Origin of the sequence: Pseudomonas sp. (assembly GCF_050739935.1) — a bacterium.
Classification (GTDB): domain Bacteria; phylum Pseudomonadota; class Gammaproteobacteria; order Pseudomonadales; family Pseudomonadaceae; genus Aquipseudomonas.
Genome location: NZ_JBOICF010000124.1, coordinates 45,487 through 62,776 on the forward strand (window position 1 = coordinate 45,487; position 17,290 = coordinate 62,776).

The 17,290-nt window shown below is 58.2% G+C and carries 10 protein-coding genes; 2 read left to right on the top strand and 8 right to left on the bottom strand.

Annotation, left to right across the window (positions count from 1 at the left end; translation table 11 throughout):
* Positions 1-235: 235 nt before the first annotated feature.
* From ACRER8_RS24930 to lapG, 7 genes are all read right to left on the bottom strand, one after another.
* Entirely contained in the window at positions 236-3,583 is a 3,348-nt protein-coding gene (locus ACRER8_RS24930; RefSeq protein WP_431748837.1) for a glycosyltransferase family 4 protein, read from the bottom strand.
* Between the two features lie 394 nt (positions 3,584-3,977).
* Positions 3,978-5,024: a GDP-mannose 4,6-dehydratase gene (gene gmd, locus ACRER8_RS24935; RefSeq protein WP_431748838.1), complete on the bottom strand. Its 1,047-nt coding sequence runs from the start codon at positions 5,022-5,024 to the stop codon at positions 3,978-3,980.
* Positions 5,021-6,397 carry a TolC family outer membrane protein gene (locus ACRER8_RS24940; RefSeq protein WP_431748858.1) on the bottom strand — a complete coding sequence of 459 codons (1,377 nt, stop codon included), beginning with the start codon at positions 6,395-6,397 and terminating at the stop codon, positions 5,021-5,023. Before ACRER8_RS24940 ends, gmd begins: the two co-directional genes overlap by 4 nt.
* Before the next feature lie 32 nt (positions 6,398-6,429).
* Positions 6,430-7,752, bottom strand: a complete 1,323-nt coding sequence (locus ACRER8_RS24945) for an HlyD family type I secretion periplasmic adaptor subunit (RefSeq protein ID WP_431748839.1) — start codon at positions 7,750-7,752, stop codon at positions 6,430-6,432.
* 13 nt (positions 7,753-7,765) lie between these two features.
* Positions 7,766-9,499, bottom strand: a complete 1,734-nt coding sequence (locus ACRER8_RS24950) for a type I secretion system permease/ATPase (RefSeq protein ID WP_431748840.1) — start codon at positions 9,497-9,499, stop codon at positions 7,766-7,768.
* Positions 9,500-9,882: 383 nt separating this feature from the next.
* Positions 9,883-11,826 (bottom strand): cyclic di-GMP receptor LapD, encoded by a 1,944-nt coding sequence (lapD, locus tag ACRER8_RS24955; RefSeq protein ID WP_431748841.1) that lies wholly within the window; start codon positions 11,824-11,826, stop codon positions 9,883-9,885.
* 8 nt (positions 11,827-11,834) lie between these two features.
* On the bottom strand, positions 11,835-12,530 hold the full coding sequence (gene lapG / locus ACRER8_RS24960; protein WP_431748842.1) for a cysteine protease LapG: 696 nt from the start codon (positions 12,528-12,530) through the stop codon (positions 11,835-11,837).
* Between the two features lie 466 nt (positions 12,531-12,996).
* Between lapG and ACRER8_RS24965 the strand changes: the two genes are divergently transcribed.
* A complete protein-coding gene (locus tag ACRER8_RS24965; protein WP_431748843.1) occupies positions 12,997-14,436 on the top strand; it encodes a mannose-1-phosphate guanylyltransferase/mannose-6-phosphate isomerase in 1,440 nt (479 codons plus the stop codon).
* A 179-nt stretch (positions 14,437-14,615) separates the two neighbouring features.
* Positions 14,616-15,737: a glycosyltransferase family 4 protein gene (locus ACRER8_RS24970; protein ID WP_431748844.1), complete on the top strand. Its 1,122-nt coding sequence runs from the start codon at positions 14,616-14,618 to the stop codon at positions 15,735-15,737.
* A 168-nt stretch (positions 15,738-15,905) separates the two neighbouring features.
* On the opposite strand, the gene ACRER8_RS24975 is transcribed toward ACRER8_RS24970, so the two are convergent.
* Positions 15,906-17,240, bottom strand: a complete 1,335-nt coding sequence (locus tag ACRER8_RS24975) for a DEAD/DEAH box helicase (RefSeq protein WP_431748845.1) — start codon at positions 17,238-17,240, stop codon at positions 15,906-15,908.
* Between the last annotated feature and the right edge of the window lie 50 nt (positions 17,241-17,290).

The following is a 17,290-nucleotide window of genomic DNA, read 5'->3' on the forward strand; positions in this document are numbered from 1 at the left end:
GGCCCCCTTTATGGGAAGTCGGCGTTCATTCGCCAACCCTGCCGTCCGCTACTGACCCAAGCTCTTTTTTCAAAGCCCTTCAGACAGATAACTGACGATTGCGCGCCGATCATACATGTCAAAATAGCGGCGAAACAATAGCCGTGATCCATCTTTTTTATGAAAGTCCATAGGCCTTTCTAGATTGGGTCAGTAGGAAGTTTCGTTATTTACCGTAGCCTAAAGTTCCATGAATTTACGCCGATATTGCACGCAACACATTGTTCAGACGGGCGGATACGGCATTCCAGCCATGATTTTTCAGCCAGATTTCCTGCTTCGCGCGGGGCGAAGCGTCTAGTTCAGCCCTTATGCCATCAGATAGCGACTGGCTATCCGTACCAGGCAGGAATGTAACGGCATCGGACACATCCTCAAAAATGGACAAGGGCGTGCAGAGAACCGGACGACCGGTACTCAGCCCCCACCGAACCGCTGCACTGGAAGATTCCTGAGTGTGCTGGTAGGGGAAAACTATGGCGTTCGCCATGCCCAGCCAGGCCAACGACTCCTCGTCCGAGAGATAGTCGGTGATCAGTGTCACTCGTCCGGATAAATCCGATTGCGCGATACGTTGACGGCAGGTTTCGGCCAATTCGGCCGAGGCCGGAACTGGGTATTGAGCGTTGACCAGCAACAGGTGCAGCGACTTGTCCTTCTGCGCCAGCATCGCGAAGGCTTCGATCAATTCCGGTGTGCCTTTGTGGGGCAGCAGGAAACCGTAGCTGGCGATGATGGTCTTGCCTTCCAGCTTCGCAGCCAGTTGACGCGGCCCCGGAGCAGGTGGCGGCGTGTCAATGACGCCGTGGGGGAACATCAGCAGGTTGTCGTTGAGGCCGAAATCCTTGAGACGATTGAGGTCACCAGCGCTGTGCACCAACAGACGCGCGCAGCCGGCCAGCGATTCACGCATATCGCGCAACGTCTTCAATTCTTCGCCGTGCTTCACGTCTGCAGTGGAGTGGAATACCACCAGCGTACGAATGCCGCGACCATGAGCCCAGTCGAGAAAAGTCGCGAACGGCTGAATTCCAAAAAATGAGAAGTTGAACTGAATCAACAGGGTATCGACCCCGGATTTTTCAACGGCGGTTCTCAGGCGCTCCAGATTATCGGTGGGACCCGCCGTCCAGCAGCGTTCGACATGCTCTTGATCGCCCGCGGTGAGGATTGCGTCATCGTTGGCAAATACTTGGCATTCCTGCCCAAACGCAGGCTCCAGCAGCTTGGTGCTGTAGGTCGCGATGCCGCAAGCGCTGTTCCAGGTGGTGACGCTGCCGAGCTTGGGCGCTTTCTTCAGCAACGGCTGTTGTTGGGCAAGATTGATGGCCTCGGCGCTGGCCTTGGCCACCTCCGACCACGTGAAACGGCTGCGAATCAGGGCTTCGGCGGCTTCGACGCGCTTGGCAGCGAATGCCGGCAGTTTGTTCTTTTTCCAGGCCTCGTGGAAGTCGCTCAGAATGCTAGCCAGATGCTCGGAACTGGGTTCGAACCAGACCGACGCGCTGGCTTCCAGGTGAGTGCGCGCTCGCTCGTAGCGGTAGTCAATAAGCCAGGCGGTGTCCGGCGAGCAGAAGTCAGACTGCCCGCCCTGCCCTGTCGTCACGACTGGCAGCTTGTGCAGCATGGCTTCGGCCAGTGGCAGGCCGAAACCTTCGCCACGGGATGGCGCGATCAGCACATCACCCAGGGTGTACAGCGCTCGCATGGCGGAATCCGGCAGATCCTGAATGATCAGCTCGACCGCAGGCGCGCCAGGCAACGCCGATGCCCAGTCTTTCACCTGTTGCGCGATATCGTGGTGGGGATTGGGGAAGGTCTTGATGATCAAGACCACTGCGTCGTCGGCAGTGAAGGCCTGCCCATAAGCCTTGAGCAACACGTCCACGCCCTTGCGCGGGAAGCACGAAGACACATGCAGCAGCTTGAGGCGCTCGGGGGTGACTTTGGGCATCGGCGGCAATGCCGAGGCATCGATGTCGGCACGCAGAATGTGATCGGCGCCCAGGCCCACGGTAATGATTGGCGCCGTCACGCCGTTGTCCACCAAGGTGCGGGTAACCCAGCTAGACATGCTGGTGATCAGATGCGCCTGGTGATTGAAGTCGTGGCAGAAGGCTTGCGGCAGGCAGGACTCTTCCCAGCCATAGCACGACACCACGTTGAAATCGCCGGTCATGTCACTGACACGAGGCGGGTACATCAAGCGCAGCACGTTGTTGGCCGGACGCTCGCCCCGGTCATGCAAGGCCGCGCAGTCGGGATTGGCTTCAAGGAACGCCGGATCGACCGGAATCGGCCCCGGCCCCTCGGTGGCACGCAAGCCCACGCCATGACCGTTTCTGGACAGGGCGCGCCCCAGCTCGCGGTTCACCAGCGCCAGGCTGTAGGTGCTATCGAATGGCCCTTCGATACGGTAATCGACGTTGATCTGCGGCATACGCTTTTCGAAGCTGTATTGCGGCAGATCGATGTCGAAACGGGTGAGGAACGCGCTCAGACGATCATATAGATGCTGATAGGCGAACTCGTGCAGACGCTCGGCACCGCGACGCTTGAGATGACGACGCAGCGCGGGGTTTTCCATCAACTGCGCGATGGTGGCAGCAACCACCTGTGGCTCATCGTTGTCCAGCAGCAGACCTGCGCCATTGAGGGTATGGGCGACATTGCTCGACGGCGCGTCGTAGGCCAATACTGGCAGGTCATGGGCCATGGCCTCGATCAACGGCATGCCGAAGCCTTCGTGATGACTAAGGGATACGAACAAGTCGCTACGGCTGTACAGGGAATTCAGGGTGTCGTCGTCGACCTTGCCGGTGAGGCTGACGAAGGCTCCAATGCCCAGGTCATCGATACGCTTCTGAATCTGCTCTTTGTAGTCCATCACCGTGAAGCCGCCCACCAGATACAGGTGCAGCGGCACGTGGGAACGACGCAGCAATTGAGCGAATGCCTCGACTAGGCCGAGCTGGTTCTTGTGCGGCATGATGCGGCCGACGAACAGCAGCGTGAATGGACGCGGCAGGTCGTTGCGTTTGATCGCATGAGGCTCGATGCGCTCAAGGTCGACCAGCAGCGGGATCTCGGTCGAGTTCTCCGTGGAGTAACCTCGCTGCAGCAACTCCTGCAGGTTCTGCTGGGAGTCGGCGATGCTGCCGGTCAGCCACTGCCTCCAAGTGTCGACCTGCTCCCAGCCATGAGCCAGCATGGGTTGAATGGCGTGGTCTGGCGGGAACAGCTCGCCAGGGGTGATGTTGTGGAAGACCATGAATTTGCGTTCGGGTAAATCGCGCAACCAGCCTTCGACCGGGTTGCCGATCCCGTGGTGAACCAGCAACGCATCAGCGCTGCCTGGCTGGTAGTCATCCATACTCAGGACGTCGCCCTGCATTTGCTCGTTGGGCTTGATGCAATAAATGTCCGAATTGACGCCCGCCTGCCGAAGCAGTTTGCGAGTTAGCAGCATGCCGTTGCTGATGCCATCGCCGACGCTGACGCTGATGGCGAATTGATGAATAGTAACCTGTGCTTCATTCTGCATGGAGGTGCCCGGGATGAAGGTAAAAATAAAAACGCGATTATCGGCCACTGAAAAAAAGAATGGCAGTGCTATGTTGGGGCGCGATTCGCGGGTGGCAGAACTTAGCTCATGCGCTGTGGACGCCGGCGGCTGGCGGAAACTGCACTGACACGTCCTCCGTAGCAGTTCGACTTGTCGGCGTTGACACGCCTGAAATCGCAACTGCCGGCAAGCCGGCTACTACAAAGACGGTGCGCAGCAGTAGATCGAGGGGGTTATCGGTTCATTACCGCTCAAGCCCGTCCACCTAACCTACAGGTATAAAAAAGGGCCGCGTATAAACGCGACCCCTCTATATATAAAGCCGGATTACAGCCCGGTTATCCGCTGTCGATCATGCTGCGTCGCAGGCGAATCAGAACGATTTGCCGGTCTTCACACGCTCGAGGTCGCTCTTGACCATCAGATCACACAGCTGCTCCAGCGTGGTTCTGGCTTCCCAGCCGAGCACGCGCTTGGCTTTTTCTGGGTCGCCGATCAGCAGTTCCACTTCGGCCGGACGGTAGAACTTCGGGTTGACCTGAATAACGGTCTTGCCGGTGTTGGTGTCGATACCGTGTTCGTTGTCGGCGCTGCCTTTCCATTCCAGATCGATGTTCACGGCCTTGAATGCCATGGACACGAAATCACGAACGGTTTCAGTGCGGTTGGTGGCCAGAACGAAGGTGTCCGGCTCATCGGCCTGCAGCATGCGCCACATACCTTCGACGTACTCCTTGGCGAAACCCCAGTCGCGCTTGGCGTCCATGTTGCCCAGTTCGAGCACGTCCTGCAGGCCCAGCGAGATGCGCGCGACCGCGTCGGTGATCTTGCGAGTGACGAACTCTTTACCGCGCAGTGGCGATTCGTGATTGAACAGGATGCCGCTGGAACCGAAGATCCCGTAGGACTCGCGATAGTTGATGGTCATCCAGTGGGCGTAGAGCTTGGCGACGCCGTAAGGGCTGCGCGGATAGAAGTCAGTGGCTTCGGTCTGTGGAACCTGCTGAACCTTGCCGAACATCTCGGAAGTCGACGCTTGGTAAAAGCGAATCTTCGGATTGACGATGCGGATGGCTTCCAACAGGTTGACTGCGCCGATGCCGGTGATTTCGGCGGTGGTCACCGGTTGCTCGAACGAAACACCTACGAAACTCTGGGCCGCCAGGTTGTAGATCTCGGAAGGCTCGGCCTTCTGCAGCAGGCGAATACTTGCGCCCAGGTCGGTCAGGTCATGCTCGACCAGCTCAAGGTTGGGGTGATTCAACGCGCCTACTTCTTCAAGGCGCCAAAAGTTTACCGAACTGGTACGACGATATGTGCCGTAGACCTTGTAGCCCTTTTCGAGAAGCAACTGGGTGAGATAAGCGCCATCCTGTCCGGTGATGCCCGTGATGATCACTGATTTGCTGGGTGCATTCATTGCTTCATGTTCCGCTGTGGGACAGAGTCCGTTTTACTGTTGTTACTCAACCACACGTTTACGCTGTCAACACTTTCCTCGGAAAGTTTGCCAGCCCAACGGTTGAGGATGAACAGGTTCGTGATGAAGTCGTATTGAGTCTTGAGCAAGTCGCGACGAGCCTTGAACTCGTTCTGCGTCGCGGTCAGGACATCCACAGCATTCACTACCCCATAAGAAAACGCTTTATCTGCCGCAATACTGGATTGCTCGGCCGAGCTCAGGGCGTTTCGATTGGCGCGTATTTTTTCGACACTGGAATCCGCGGTCAAGTAAGCATTCGTGGTTTCTTTCACCACTTGCCGACGAGTGGCCTCCATTTGCTCCTCCGCGGTGATCTGGTCCTGATAAAGACCACGCACGCGCGCGGAGGTTGAGCCGCCACTATAGATCGGAATCTGAACATTGACGCCGGCAACATAGCTGTCGGTTCTTGGCGCCAGGGCGTTGTTATAGCCTTCGTTGGTGTTTTGCGCGCTGAGGTTAAGGCTGACGGTTGGATAGTGCCCACCCTTGCCCCCACGCAACGCGGCTTCAGCGGCTTCGACGGCATGTTGGCTGGCGAGAAGCTGAGGGTTGTTGACCGTCGCCAGTTGAACCCAACTGTCGAGGCTTTCAGCCGAGACTTTCAACTCGACGTCATCACGAACACGACTCAAACGTTCGGTTACCGGACGGCCAATGATTTCCGACAAGGCAGCGCGGGTCACCCGAACTTGGTTGCGGGCATCAACTTCCTGGGCTGCAAGCGAATCGACTCGCGCCTGGATATCCAGCTTGTCGGTAATCATCGCCAATTGTTTAGCGTACAGCGCATTGACCCGATCGAGGTTTTTCTGGGTCGCGCGCAGTTCGGCCTGCACCAGTTCAAGCTCGTCGTCTGCCGCTAAAGCGGCGAAGTAACGCTGCGCCAGGTCCACTGTCGCTTCGGCCTGGGCTTCCTTGGATTCTTCACCTGCCTGATTGGCCAGGCTCTTGAACTTTTCGTAGTTCTCCCAGGCAGCCTTGTTGTAAATGTGCTGACTGAGCTGGATGCCGTAGTTCTCGCTGCTGTAGGACTGAACGATCTGTACGTTTTCCTGGTGAATGCGGTTCTTTCCCGCAGAAATATTCACCTGTGGCAGCAAGCCGCCGAAGGCTTCGCGCTGCTGCTCCTTGCTCGATTGGGCGCGGGAATATGAAGCGAGGACCCGAGGGTCCTCCAGACGCGATTCATGATAAAGCTGCATCAGGTCAGCGGAATAGCTCTTCGCGCTGACGCTGGTCGCCGGCGGCTTGGGCTTCGATGGTTCGGCGGTTTTCGGCTCAGCGGCTTGTACTTGCAGCGCCAGCATTCCCAACATCAGGCATGGAAACAGACGCACAATTACTCCTCGATCATCGATTGCGAGATAGCGTTACGCGCAGGCTGCAGCAGGTATTGCAGCATGGTGCGCTCGCCGGTCTTCACCAGAACGTCTGCAGGCATACCCACCAGCAGTTTGCGATCGCCCAACTTGTGAGCACCGGCCTCAGTCACTTTGACTCGGGCCAGGTAGTATGGCTGGCCTGTCTTCTCATTAGTCAGGCGGTCAGCAGAAACGCTGGTCACCACGCCTTCGATTACTGGTGTGGTAGCGCTGTTAAAGGCGCTGAAGCGGATGTCAGCGAATTTGCCGATGGCAACCCGGTTGATGTCTTGCGGCGGAACCTGCGACTCGACGACCAAATCGGAAACCGAAGGCACGATATCCAACAACGGCGTTGCCTGGCGCACGACACCGCCGATGGTGTGAACGGTCATGCCGATGACCATACCGTCATCGGGCGCGCGAATGACGATGCGCGTCAGACGGTCAGCCAAGGCAGCGGTCTTCTCTTGCAGGTCGTAGGCCTTGGTCTGGACTTCGGCCAACTGCTTGGCGACGTCGGAGTTGAAGTCCTTATTGATTTGCAGGATCTGCAATTGGGTTTCGTTGATCTGCAAACGGGTCTTGGTAATGGTCGAACGATGGTCCGCTACTTCCGACTTCAGCATGTCCAGCTTGCGCTGCTGCTCAAGCATGCGCTGCTTGTCGACGAAGCCTTGAGCCAGCAGAGCACGCAGATCACCAATCTCGCCAGTGTAGGAGCCTTCAAGATTGGTCTTGGTACCAATCATGTCGTCAGTGCCTTTGATCTGCTGATTGAGCTGACCGATGCGTTCCTGCAATACCGAAATCTGCCCCAGACGCGCGCCGCGACGAGCGTTGAATACCTGGGTTTCGCCAGTGCGCGCTTCGATGCCACGCGGGGTATCGGCTTCGGCCATGGAGCCAAAGTTGATCGCTGGCAGATCGTCGCGTTCGGCGATCAGACGTGCTTCCATCGCCTTGGCAGCGATCAGCTGGTTATGGTTCATGTCGTATTCGGCGCGCAATTGCGCGTCGTCGAGCACGATAAGAGGATCGCCTTTCTTGACGATGTCACCGTCGTGCACCAGCACATCTTTAACGATGCCGCCTTCCAGATGCTGAACGGTCTTGCGGTAAGCCTGCACGGTGACGACACCTGGCGCATAGACCGCGCCGTCAATCGGCGCGAATGCTGCCCAACCGCCGAAAATGCCGAAGGTCACGAGCAAGATGCCGAAACCCAGGCGACGGGTCTTGTTGTCCGAAACAGGTAAATCCGAGAAGTTATCGGGTTGAATACTGAGCGTGCGGGTCATCGATATCTTCCTGTCAGGCGCGAGCTGTCGCGCCTGTGCCAACCTGGGCTTTTTGTTGAGCGGCGATCTGTTGCTTGTTCAACTCTTCCATCACCTGATCGCGCGGGCCGTACATGCTGATGCCGCCAGCGCTCATGACCAACAGGCGGTCGAGCTGAGACAGAATCGTGGTGCGGTGGGTGATGACGAAGATGGTCGCACCGGTCTGCTTCAACTCTAGAATGGCTGCCGCCAGAGCGCGCTCGCCGACCTCGTCGAGGTTGGAGTTCGGCTCGTCGAGCAGAATCAGGCGTGGTGAACCGTAAATGGCACGGGCCAGCCCGACACGCTGACGCTGGCCGCCGGAGAGGTTGACGCCGTCGCTGCCGATAACAGTGTCGTAGCCCTCGGGCAATTGCAGGATCATCTCGTGAACGCCTGCGGTCTTGGCAGCCTTGACCACCAGTTCAGGGTCAACGTCGGCAAAACGCGCGATGTTTTCGCTGATGCTGCCTTCGAACAATTCAATGTCCTGAGGCAGGTAGCCCAGATGCGGACCCAATTCGTGCTTGTCCCAGTTGGCGATATCGGCCCCATCGAGGCGAACTACGCCATGCTGCGGCGCCCAGACGCCCATGAGGGCGCGGGCCAGTGTCGACTTACCCGACGCGCTCGGGCCAATGATGCCAACGACTGCACCGGCAGGTACGGCAAAGCTGATGCCGCGAATGATCGGTGTCTTCGAACCCGGTGCGCCGACAATCAGGTTGTCGACGAGAATGTTGCCCTGCGGAACCGGCAGCGACATGCGCTCTGGCTCGGCTTTCTGCTTGTCGAGGATGTCGTTCAGGCGGTCGTATTGCGAACGCGCAGCAATGAATCCTTTCCAGCTACCAATGATCAGATCGATCGGCGCCAGCGCACGTCCCAGCAGAACGGAACCGGCAATCACCAGTCCAGGGCTGATTTCGTGGTTGACCGCCAGGTATGCGCCCAGGCCCAGGATCAGGGACTGAATCAGCATCCGGAAGGTCTTGGAGATGGAACTGATAATGCCGCCCTTGTCGCTGGCATGGGATTGCAACAGCAGCACGTTGCGCTGACGACGGCTCCACCGCTCGATCAGCGTGTTGAGCATGCCCATCGACTCGATGACTTCGGCATTACGCAGATTTTTGGTGGTATAGAGCGTCGCGGCGATGTTTTCCTTGTTCGCCTGACCCAACGCCTTGCCGGTGAAGCGTTCGTTGAGGAACGCCAGAATCAGCAGAACGATTGCACTGGCGATGGCTACCCAGCCGTACCACGGGTGAAACATGAACATCACCGCGACGTAGATCGGCAGCCACGGGGCATCGAAAAAAGCGAACAGGCCGTTGCCCGTCATGAACTGACGCAGCCCGGTGAGGTCATTAAGCGACTGAGCAGAAGCGTCCATACCGCCGGTGCTCAAAGCGCGTTTGAAGCTGGCTTTGTACACATCGCGACTGAGCATTACGTCGAGACGGGTGCTGACACGCACCATGATCCGCGAGCGAATCCACTCCAGCGAACCCATGGTCACGACCAGAATGGTCATGATCAATGTGAGCATGGCCAGCGTTGTCAGGTTGCCGCTGGTTACGACCCGACCGTAGACCTGCAGCATATAAAAGGTAGGAACCAGCATCAGCGCATTGACGAACAAGCTAAAAAAGCCGACCGATATGAAGCTGCTCCTGCAAGACTTCAAAGCAGACTGCAAGCTGTTTTCATGTGTGCTGCGCATAATTTTGAATACTGCCAGAGTGGGTATCGGGAAAAGCGCGGGAGTGTACCATCGCCACTACGGGTGATAAATGAAAAGGTTGTCAGGTTTGTAGGCCTTTGACCCGCCGTTTGTAGGGCGTTTCGTTGACGGTTTTAGGTTTTTTACGTCGCAACTGGAGCAAAGTCTCAAATCCGGCTTGCAGTCCAGACCCTGTAGAAATGGGCTCGACAGCGGCGCCAGCGGATCCAATTGTCGGCATCGTCAAAAAACCGGTCATTAATTGAGTCTGACGTTGCCTTCTCGCTGAGAGAGAAAGGCATGCGACAAACGGTTTGCCCAAATTTTCACCGAATAACTGCCATTATCGGATTTTGGCACCTTCTGATTAGACGATATCCGCGTTATTGCCACGGCACCGGATCACCAAACAACCGCCCCTGCACCCCCTCGATCCCCATCTCGGCAATCACCTGACGCTCACCCTCGGTTTCGACTCTTTCGGCGATCAAGGGCAGGTCAATGCTGTGGGCCGCGCGCTGTACGGCTTCGATGAACAGGCGTTTGTGGCTTTCTTCGTCGATGGTGCGGATGTAGCTGCCATCGATTTTCAGATAGGCAAGGCCCAGGTGCGCGAGGTTGCCGATCATGCTGAAGCGCCCGCCAAAGCGTTGCACGGCCAGATTGAAACCGGCGGACTGCAGACGACGGGTCAGCTGTTCGAGAACCGCTTGCTCGGGCAGCTGCTCTTCGCCGATCTCGATGGTCAGTTTGCCGCCGAGCTTGGGATGCTGACGCAACGTATCGAACACTTGATTCAACACCACGGGGTCCCTGAGGGTGGCGGCCGACAGGTTCAAGGCCAGCGGCTGACCGTGGGTGTCGAGATGTCGGAACACCAGCTGGAGCATCAGCAGGTCAAGGCGGCTAGACCAGCCGAAACGCTCGATCCACGGCAGGAATCGCCCCGCTGGAATGGCTTGCCCCTGGTCATTGACCAGTCGCGACAGCGCTTTGTGATGCAGCACCCGAGTGGTGTCCCGAGCCATCAGCACCGGCTGGAAAAACAACTGGAAGCCGCCGTTGGTCAGTGCCTGATCAAGCAAACGGCGCCAGGTGTGTTGATCGTCAGCGACGCGGGTGACTTCGCCATTTTCAACGTAACTCCACTGCTCGCCCTGGGCTTCTGCCTGCGACAGTGCCTGGTCCGCAAGGCCGAGCAGGGTCAGCGGCGCTTCGCCCGGCGTATACGGGGCCATGCCCATGTGAGCGACCGGAGACACATCGGAAGCGCCCGACGCGCTCAGCGTTTTGAGGCCCTGCTCCAGATCGTGGGCCAGCTCCACGGCTTCTTCTCGGGCCATGCCAGGCGCCAGTACCGCGAATTCGCCACCTCGTGAGCGGCTGATGAGGTTGCGGACCTTCGGGTACTTTTCGCATTGTCCGAGCAACACTTGCGCCACCGCGATCAACAACGCGTCTGTGCGTTTGCCTCCCAGACGAAGGTTCAGGCCAGCCAGGTCCTGAACACGCAACAGCAGCAGATGGCCTGGGAGATGTTCTTCCTGATTGCTGACGTGAGCTTTGAGCTGCATGTCGAAATAACGCCGGTTGAACAGGCCGGTCAGGCTGTCCTGATAGGACTCGATCCGGAGTTTTTCGCTGCGCTCGGCGCTCTCCTTAAACAGCGCCTTGAGCTTCTCGACCATCTGGTTCATGGCCTGAACCACTCGCCGCAGCTCTGGCGTGCGCGGCAGTTCCGGGAGGGTCAGGAACTCCCGACGGCCTATGGCCTGAGACTGCGCGACCATGTAATCCAGAGGCTTCAGCTGACGACGCAGCAGCAACGCCCCGAGAACCGCGCTCACCACGCCACACAACACCAGCCAGCCAAGGCTGCCCAACGCGCTCTGCCACAGCTTCGCCAGCGCGAACATCGGATGGCTAACCACCTCAACCCGCGCCGCCTGCTGCCAACCGCGACTGACAATTGCCTCGCCCCCTGCCGGCTCCAATCCGATGGCATCGATGAACCACTGCGGCACGCCTTGATTATCCGGCGTGGCGCTGCGCTCGACGACCACGCCATCGCTCCCCAGGTCCACCACACGAATGCTGCCGTAATAACCACTGTCGAAAATCGACGTGACCATCAACTCAACCATCGCCGGATCGTCGATGTTATTGGTCAACGACAACGCCAGCGATGTGGCGGCATCCTGTGCGTGGGAGCGCAGTTGATTGACGTACTGCGCCCGCGAACTTTCCAGGCTGATGGCAAAGCTGCCGGCGAACGCGACCACCAAAAACAGACAGATAGCAATCCACAGCTGTTTGAACAGAGACATCAGTGCTCCTAATTCTCGGGCTCGGTCGGGAAGCCTTCGTCGGCCATTTTCTTCAACACATCCTGCCAACGGGACAGACGCTTGGTGTCGCCCACTTTCTTATTGCCCTGCGCGCCCGGCAGCCACAGCCCTTGGGCATTGAAGGAATAGACCGGCAACAGGTCCGGTCGCTCGCTGGCGGGCTTGATCTCGTCGATCAGGCTGTCGAGCACTAAGGGCATCGCGTTCGGGCTCGGATAATAGGTCAGGACCATATGCGCGCGGTTCAGGCGCAGCGCCTTGACGTAAGTGATCAGCAGTTTTTCGCTTGGAACGCCCAGTCGACGCAGGCTGAAATACTTGGCGATGGCGTAGTCTTCACAATCGCCGGCGCCCTTCCACAACGATTCGATCGGCGTCGCCCAATAATCGACCTCATGCCACAGGTCGACGTCTTCCGTGTAACGCATCTGTTTGTTGAAGAATTGGTTCACCACCGTCAGCTTATCCATCTCGCTGGCCTGTTTCTCAGTGGCCAACAGATGCTGCCAGGCGTCGACCCGTGGCTTCCCCGGCCCGAGCGGCCCATACAACGCCTCGGCCCGATGGCTGATCAACGAGAAATCCCAATCCGCACTCAGATAGCCCGCGCACGCCGTGCACGCCAGTGCAAGCGCCAGAAGCAACCTTAACCCTGAGCGCTTGTGAGCTGAACGTGCTGCCAATTCGTTTAATCCATCGGGCAAACGGATAACCGGAAAGTGATGGTGCGGGGTTGAGGGGGAAAAGACAATGGCGTGATGAGATCACGTCGGCATTCGAAAAGACCCGAATCTATGAACTGATACCAATGCTGGAAACCCATGCTGCAGTTGCGAAGGCAACAAGCATTTTGGACAGTCCGCGGGCACGCCCAGGGGCCCGGTTGCGAAGGTAGACGACTCATGCGGGAAGAGTCTTCCGAGATTGTAGGAGGTATTCGTACGCCGCCACGCCAAACGGAGCTTCCATGGTACTTCTCTGCTATTCTTGCAGCCCCTCAGAATTGGGCTGAACCCCGTAAAACGGGCGTAAACGCTTAGATTGAACGGCAGGTAAATAAATTGAAGCCTGATGGACGGGGTGCCGCCGGCTCGCTAGATTGGCGTAATTTCAGATTGCCACCTGATGGCATTTTAAGGACTTGAAAAAATGGGATTGATACCCGTCATTTTGTCTGGTGGCGTAGGAAGCCGGTTGTGGCCCGTTTCTCGCGAGGCCCATCCCAAGCCATTCATGACGCTGCCGGACGGGCAGAACCTTATTCAGAAAACCTTTCTGCGCGCAGCTGCGCTGGAAGGCGTCTCGGAAGTGCTTACCGTCACCAACCGTGAGCTTCTCTTCAAGACTGAGGACGAGTACCGGGCGGTCAACGCCAGCAGTGTTGCCCTGAGCTACATTCTAGAGCCGTTCGGCCGCAACACCGCAGCCGCCGTCGCAATGGCTGCGTTGCAGATCAAAGAGGCGCACGGCTCGGACGCCCACATGCTGGTGCTCGCCGCCGATCACCTGATTCAGAACGAGGCGGCCTTTGCGCAAGCGGTTACTAAGGCTGTGCAGCTCTCTGAAAAAGGCTTTCTGGTCACCTTCGGTATCAAACCTCAATACCCGGAAACCGGCTTCGGCTATATCGAAGCAGGCGGCCTGATCGATTCCAGCGGCGGCCTGCAGGTCGCGCGCTTCGTCGAGAAGCCGGATCTGACAACCGCCGAATCGTACCTGGCTGCGGGCAACTATCTCTGGAACTCCGGCATGTTCTGCTTCAAGGTCGGAACCGTCATCGAAGAGTTTGCCAAACATGCGCCAGACGTCCTGAGCGCCGTTGCAGTCGCCATGGAACGCTCGCGCCCGACTCACGCCGACCGCTATCGCTGCCTGGCACTGGAACAGGCGTCCTTTGGCGATGTTCCTGATATTTCCATCGACTACGCGCTGATGGAACGCTCCGACCAAGTCGTGACCGTCGCCTGCGATATTGGCTGGAGCGACATCGGGTCGTGGAATGCGGTCAGCGAACTGACGCCTGAGGACGAAAATGGCAACCGCTTCCAGGGCGAGGTTCTCTCCCACGGCGCGAAAAACAACTACGTCAACAGCGAAGATCGCCTGACCGCTCTGGTCGGCGTCGAAGACCTGCTGGTGATCGATACTCCCGATGCACTGATGATCGCGCACAAGGATCATGCGCAGGACGTCAAAAATATCGTCGGCCAGCTCAAAAAATCCGGCCACACGTTGCACCTGCTGCATCGCACAGTACATCGCCCGTGGGGCACCTACACCACGCTGGAAAACGGCGAGCGCTTCAAGATCAAACGCATCGTGGTCAAGCCAAAAGCGTCGCTGTCGTTGCAGATGCATCACCACCGCAGCGAGCACTGGATCGTGGTCAGCGGCATGGCGGTGATCGTCAACGACGGTCAGGAACTGATGCTCAACACCAACGAATCGACGTTTATCCGCGCCGGGCATAAGCATCGCCTGAGCAACCCGGGAGTCATCGATCTGGTGCTGATCGAAGTACAGAGCGGCGACTATTTGGGCGAAGACGATATCGTGCGTTTCGAAGACGTCTACGGTCGGGCCAACTGACCCGCTACGTCCAGAGGACCCATTGGAGGTTCAGCCGGTTGCTTGTTCATGGCGAGCGCAACCGGCAACACCCAAAGCAGTCGCAGCCATTCATTCACGATCGGTGAGATGCATCTTTCGATGCCAGATTCTGCGCAAGACATTCGCCAAGCACCCGTATTCGTACGTTCGGGACAGCAATGATTAAAGTTCTACATTTCTTCAAGACCTACTTCCCGGAAACGCCGGGTGGCGGTATCGAGCAGGTCATCTTTCAGTTGGCACAAGGCAGCGCGAATTATGGTATCGAGCCGCAGGTGCTGTACCTGAGCGCCAATGGCTCGGCGCGGAACCAGACGGTGGGCAATCACATTACTCACCGCTCCAGGCAAGACCTGTACATGGCGTCTACCGGCCTGTCGCTGTCTGGTATTCGTGATTTCAAGCAGCTCGCCGCCCAGGCCGATATCGTGCACTACCACTTTCCGTGGCCGTACATGGACGTGGCGCATTTTGCGACTCGGCTGAAAAAGCCGTCGCTGGTGAGCTATCACTCGGACATCGTCAAACAGAAAACCCTGCTCAAGCTTTACACACCGCTGATGAACCATTTTCTCGGCAGCGTCGACCGGATCGTGGCGTCGTCCCCTAACTATGCGGCCAGCAGTGAAGTGCTGACACGCTTCAAGGACAAGGTCGAGATCATTCCTTACGGGCTCGACCGGACAACCTACCCTGCCCCGTCGCCGTCGAGGCTGGCGCACTGGAAGCAGCAGTTGGGCGAACGTTTCTTTCTATTCGTCGGCGCCCTGCGCTATTACAAGGGTCTGGATTTTCTGCTCGAAGCCGCACACCTGACGAAGTTGCCGGTGGTGATCATGGGCGGCGGGCATGACGAGCTTCAACTGAAGGCCAAGGCCAAGGCGCTGGGGCTGAACAACGTGACGTTCCTTGGCGGCCTGGGCGACGAGGACAAAAATGCGCTGCTTACGCTCTGCGAGGCTTTCGTGTTCCCGTCTCACCTGCGTTCGGAATCTTTCGGCATTTCGCTGCTGGAAGGTGCCATGTACGGCAAACCGATGATTTCCTGCGAAATGGGCAGCGGGACGACTTTCATCAATATCGCTGACGAAACCGGTTTGGTCGTGCCGCCTCGCGACTCGAATGCGCTGGCAACGGCGATGGCGACGCTATGGAATGACCGGGATCTGGCCAGCCGGTTGGGCGCAAAAGCGGCCGAGCGTTACGAAGCGGTGTTCACGGCGGAGAAGATGGTGCGGTCGTACGCGACGCTTTATCGGGACATTTTGAACAAGCGTTGAGTGATTGAACTGAAAAACAACCTCAGAGTTCAGGTCGAGCGCAAGCCGAAACGGTGGGAGTGGGTTCACTAGGGATGCGGTGTGTCAGCCGATGAATCACCATCGTTTATACCGACGTCTCGCGAATGAATTCGCTCCCACGGGGTTTTGCGTGCGCTCAGGTGGCGGTCAAGGCTTGCGCTTCCTCGGCCCAGTATTGAACGCAGGTACTTTTCTCACAGGCTTCGCCGCCGGCGCTTCGACCACCGCCTCGCCGCTGTCCACCCACTTGCCCAGATTGCGCTTTGCACCGCCGCCGGTTTTCGGTTTCTTTGGCTTTTTCGGTTTTTTGAGAATCTGGCCGCTGGCATCAGTGGCGGGTACGCGGTGTTCGGGGATGAAATCCGGTTCTTCCTTGCGCTGAAGGGTCTGGCGTGTCAGCACTTCAATGGCGCTGAGCAGTTCAACTTCGTCGGCGCACACCAGCGAAATTGCTTCACCGGTTTGCCCGGCGCGACCGGTGCGACCGATTCGGTGCACGTAGTCTTCAGCGACAATCGGCAGGTCGAGATTGACCACGGTGGGCAGGTCGTCGATGTCCAGCCCGCGAGCTGCGACATCAGTGGCGACGAGGATCTGAACCTCGCCGGCCTTGAAACGATCCAGCGCACGTTGGCGAGTCGCCTGTGGCTTGTCGCCATGGATGCCGTCGGCGTTGATGCTCAAGCCCTGCAGGCGATCCACCAATTGATCGACACCCACGCGGGTTTTGGCGAAGACCAATACCTGGCTCCAGCGCTGCTTTTTTAGCAGGTGGATGAACAATTCGCTTTTACGCTTCTTGTCTACCGTCACCACCCACTGCTTGACCGACGACGCCGCGACGTTGCGCGGGCTAACTTCAATGCTCAGCGGGTTGTCGAGCATCTGCCCGGCCAGCGCGCGGATCGAGTCAGAGAAGGTCGCGGAGAACAGCAAGGTCTGACGACGTTTAGGCAGTGCAGCATAAATGTCGCGCAGCTCTTCGGAGAAACCCAGGTCGAGCATGCGATCGGCTTCGTCGAGGATCAACGTCTGGAGCTGGGAAAATTTCACCGCGTTCTGACGATGCAGATCGAGCAGCCGGCCCGGCGTTGCCACCAGCACGTCGACGCCACGGCGCAGTTTCATCATTTGCGGGTTGATGCTGACGCCGCCATAGACCGCGTAGGTGCTCAGCGGCAAGTGTTCGGCGTATTGGCGAATCGCTTCATGAACCTGTTCGGCCAGCTCGCGGGTCGGCACCAGCACCAGCGCGCGCACCGAGTTGGCGGCGACTTTCGGGCCTTCCATGGTCAGGCGTTGCAGCAGTGGCAAGGCGAAACCTGCGGTCTTGCCGGTGCCGGTCTGGGCGGCGGCCATCAGATCGCGGCCCTCCAGCACAGGCGGGATCGCTTTGGCCTGAACGGGGGTTGGCGTCTGGTAGCCGAGCGCTTCGAGGGCACGCAGCAGGGGTTCGATCAGGCCGAGAGAGGCGAATGTCATGGGAATACCGTTGAAAAAGGGTCTGCGCATAAGGGCTGTGGATAGCCAAT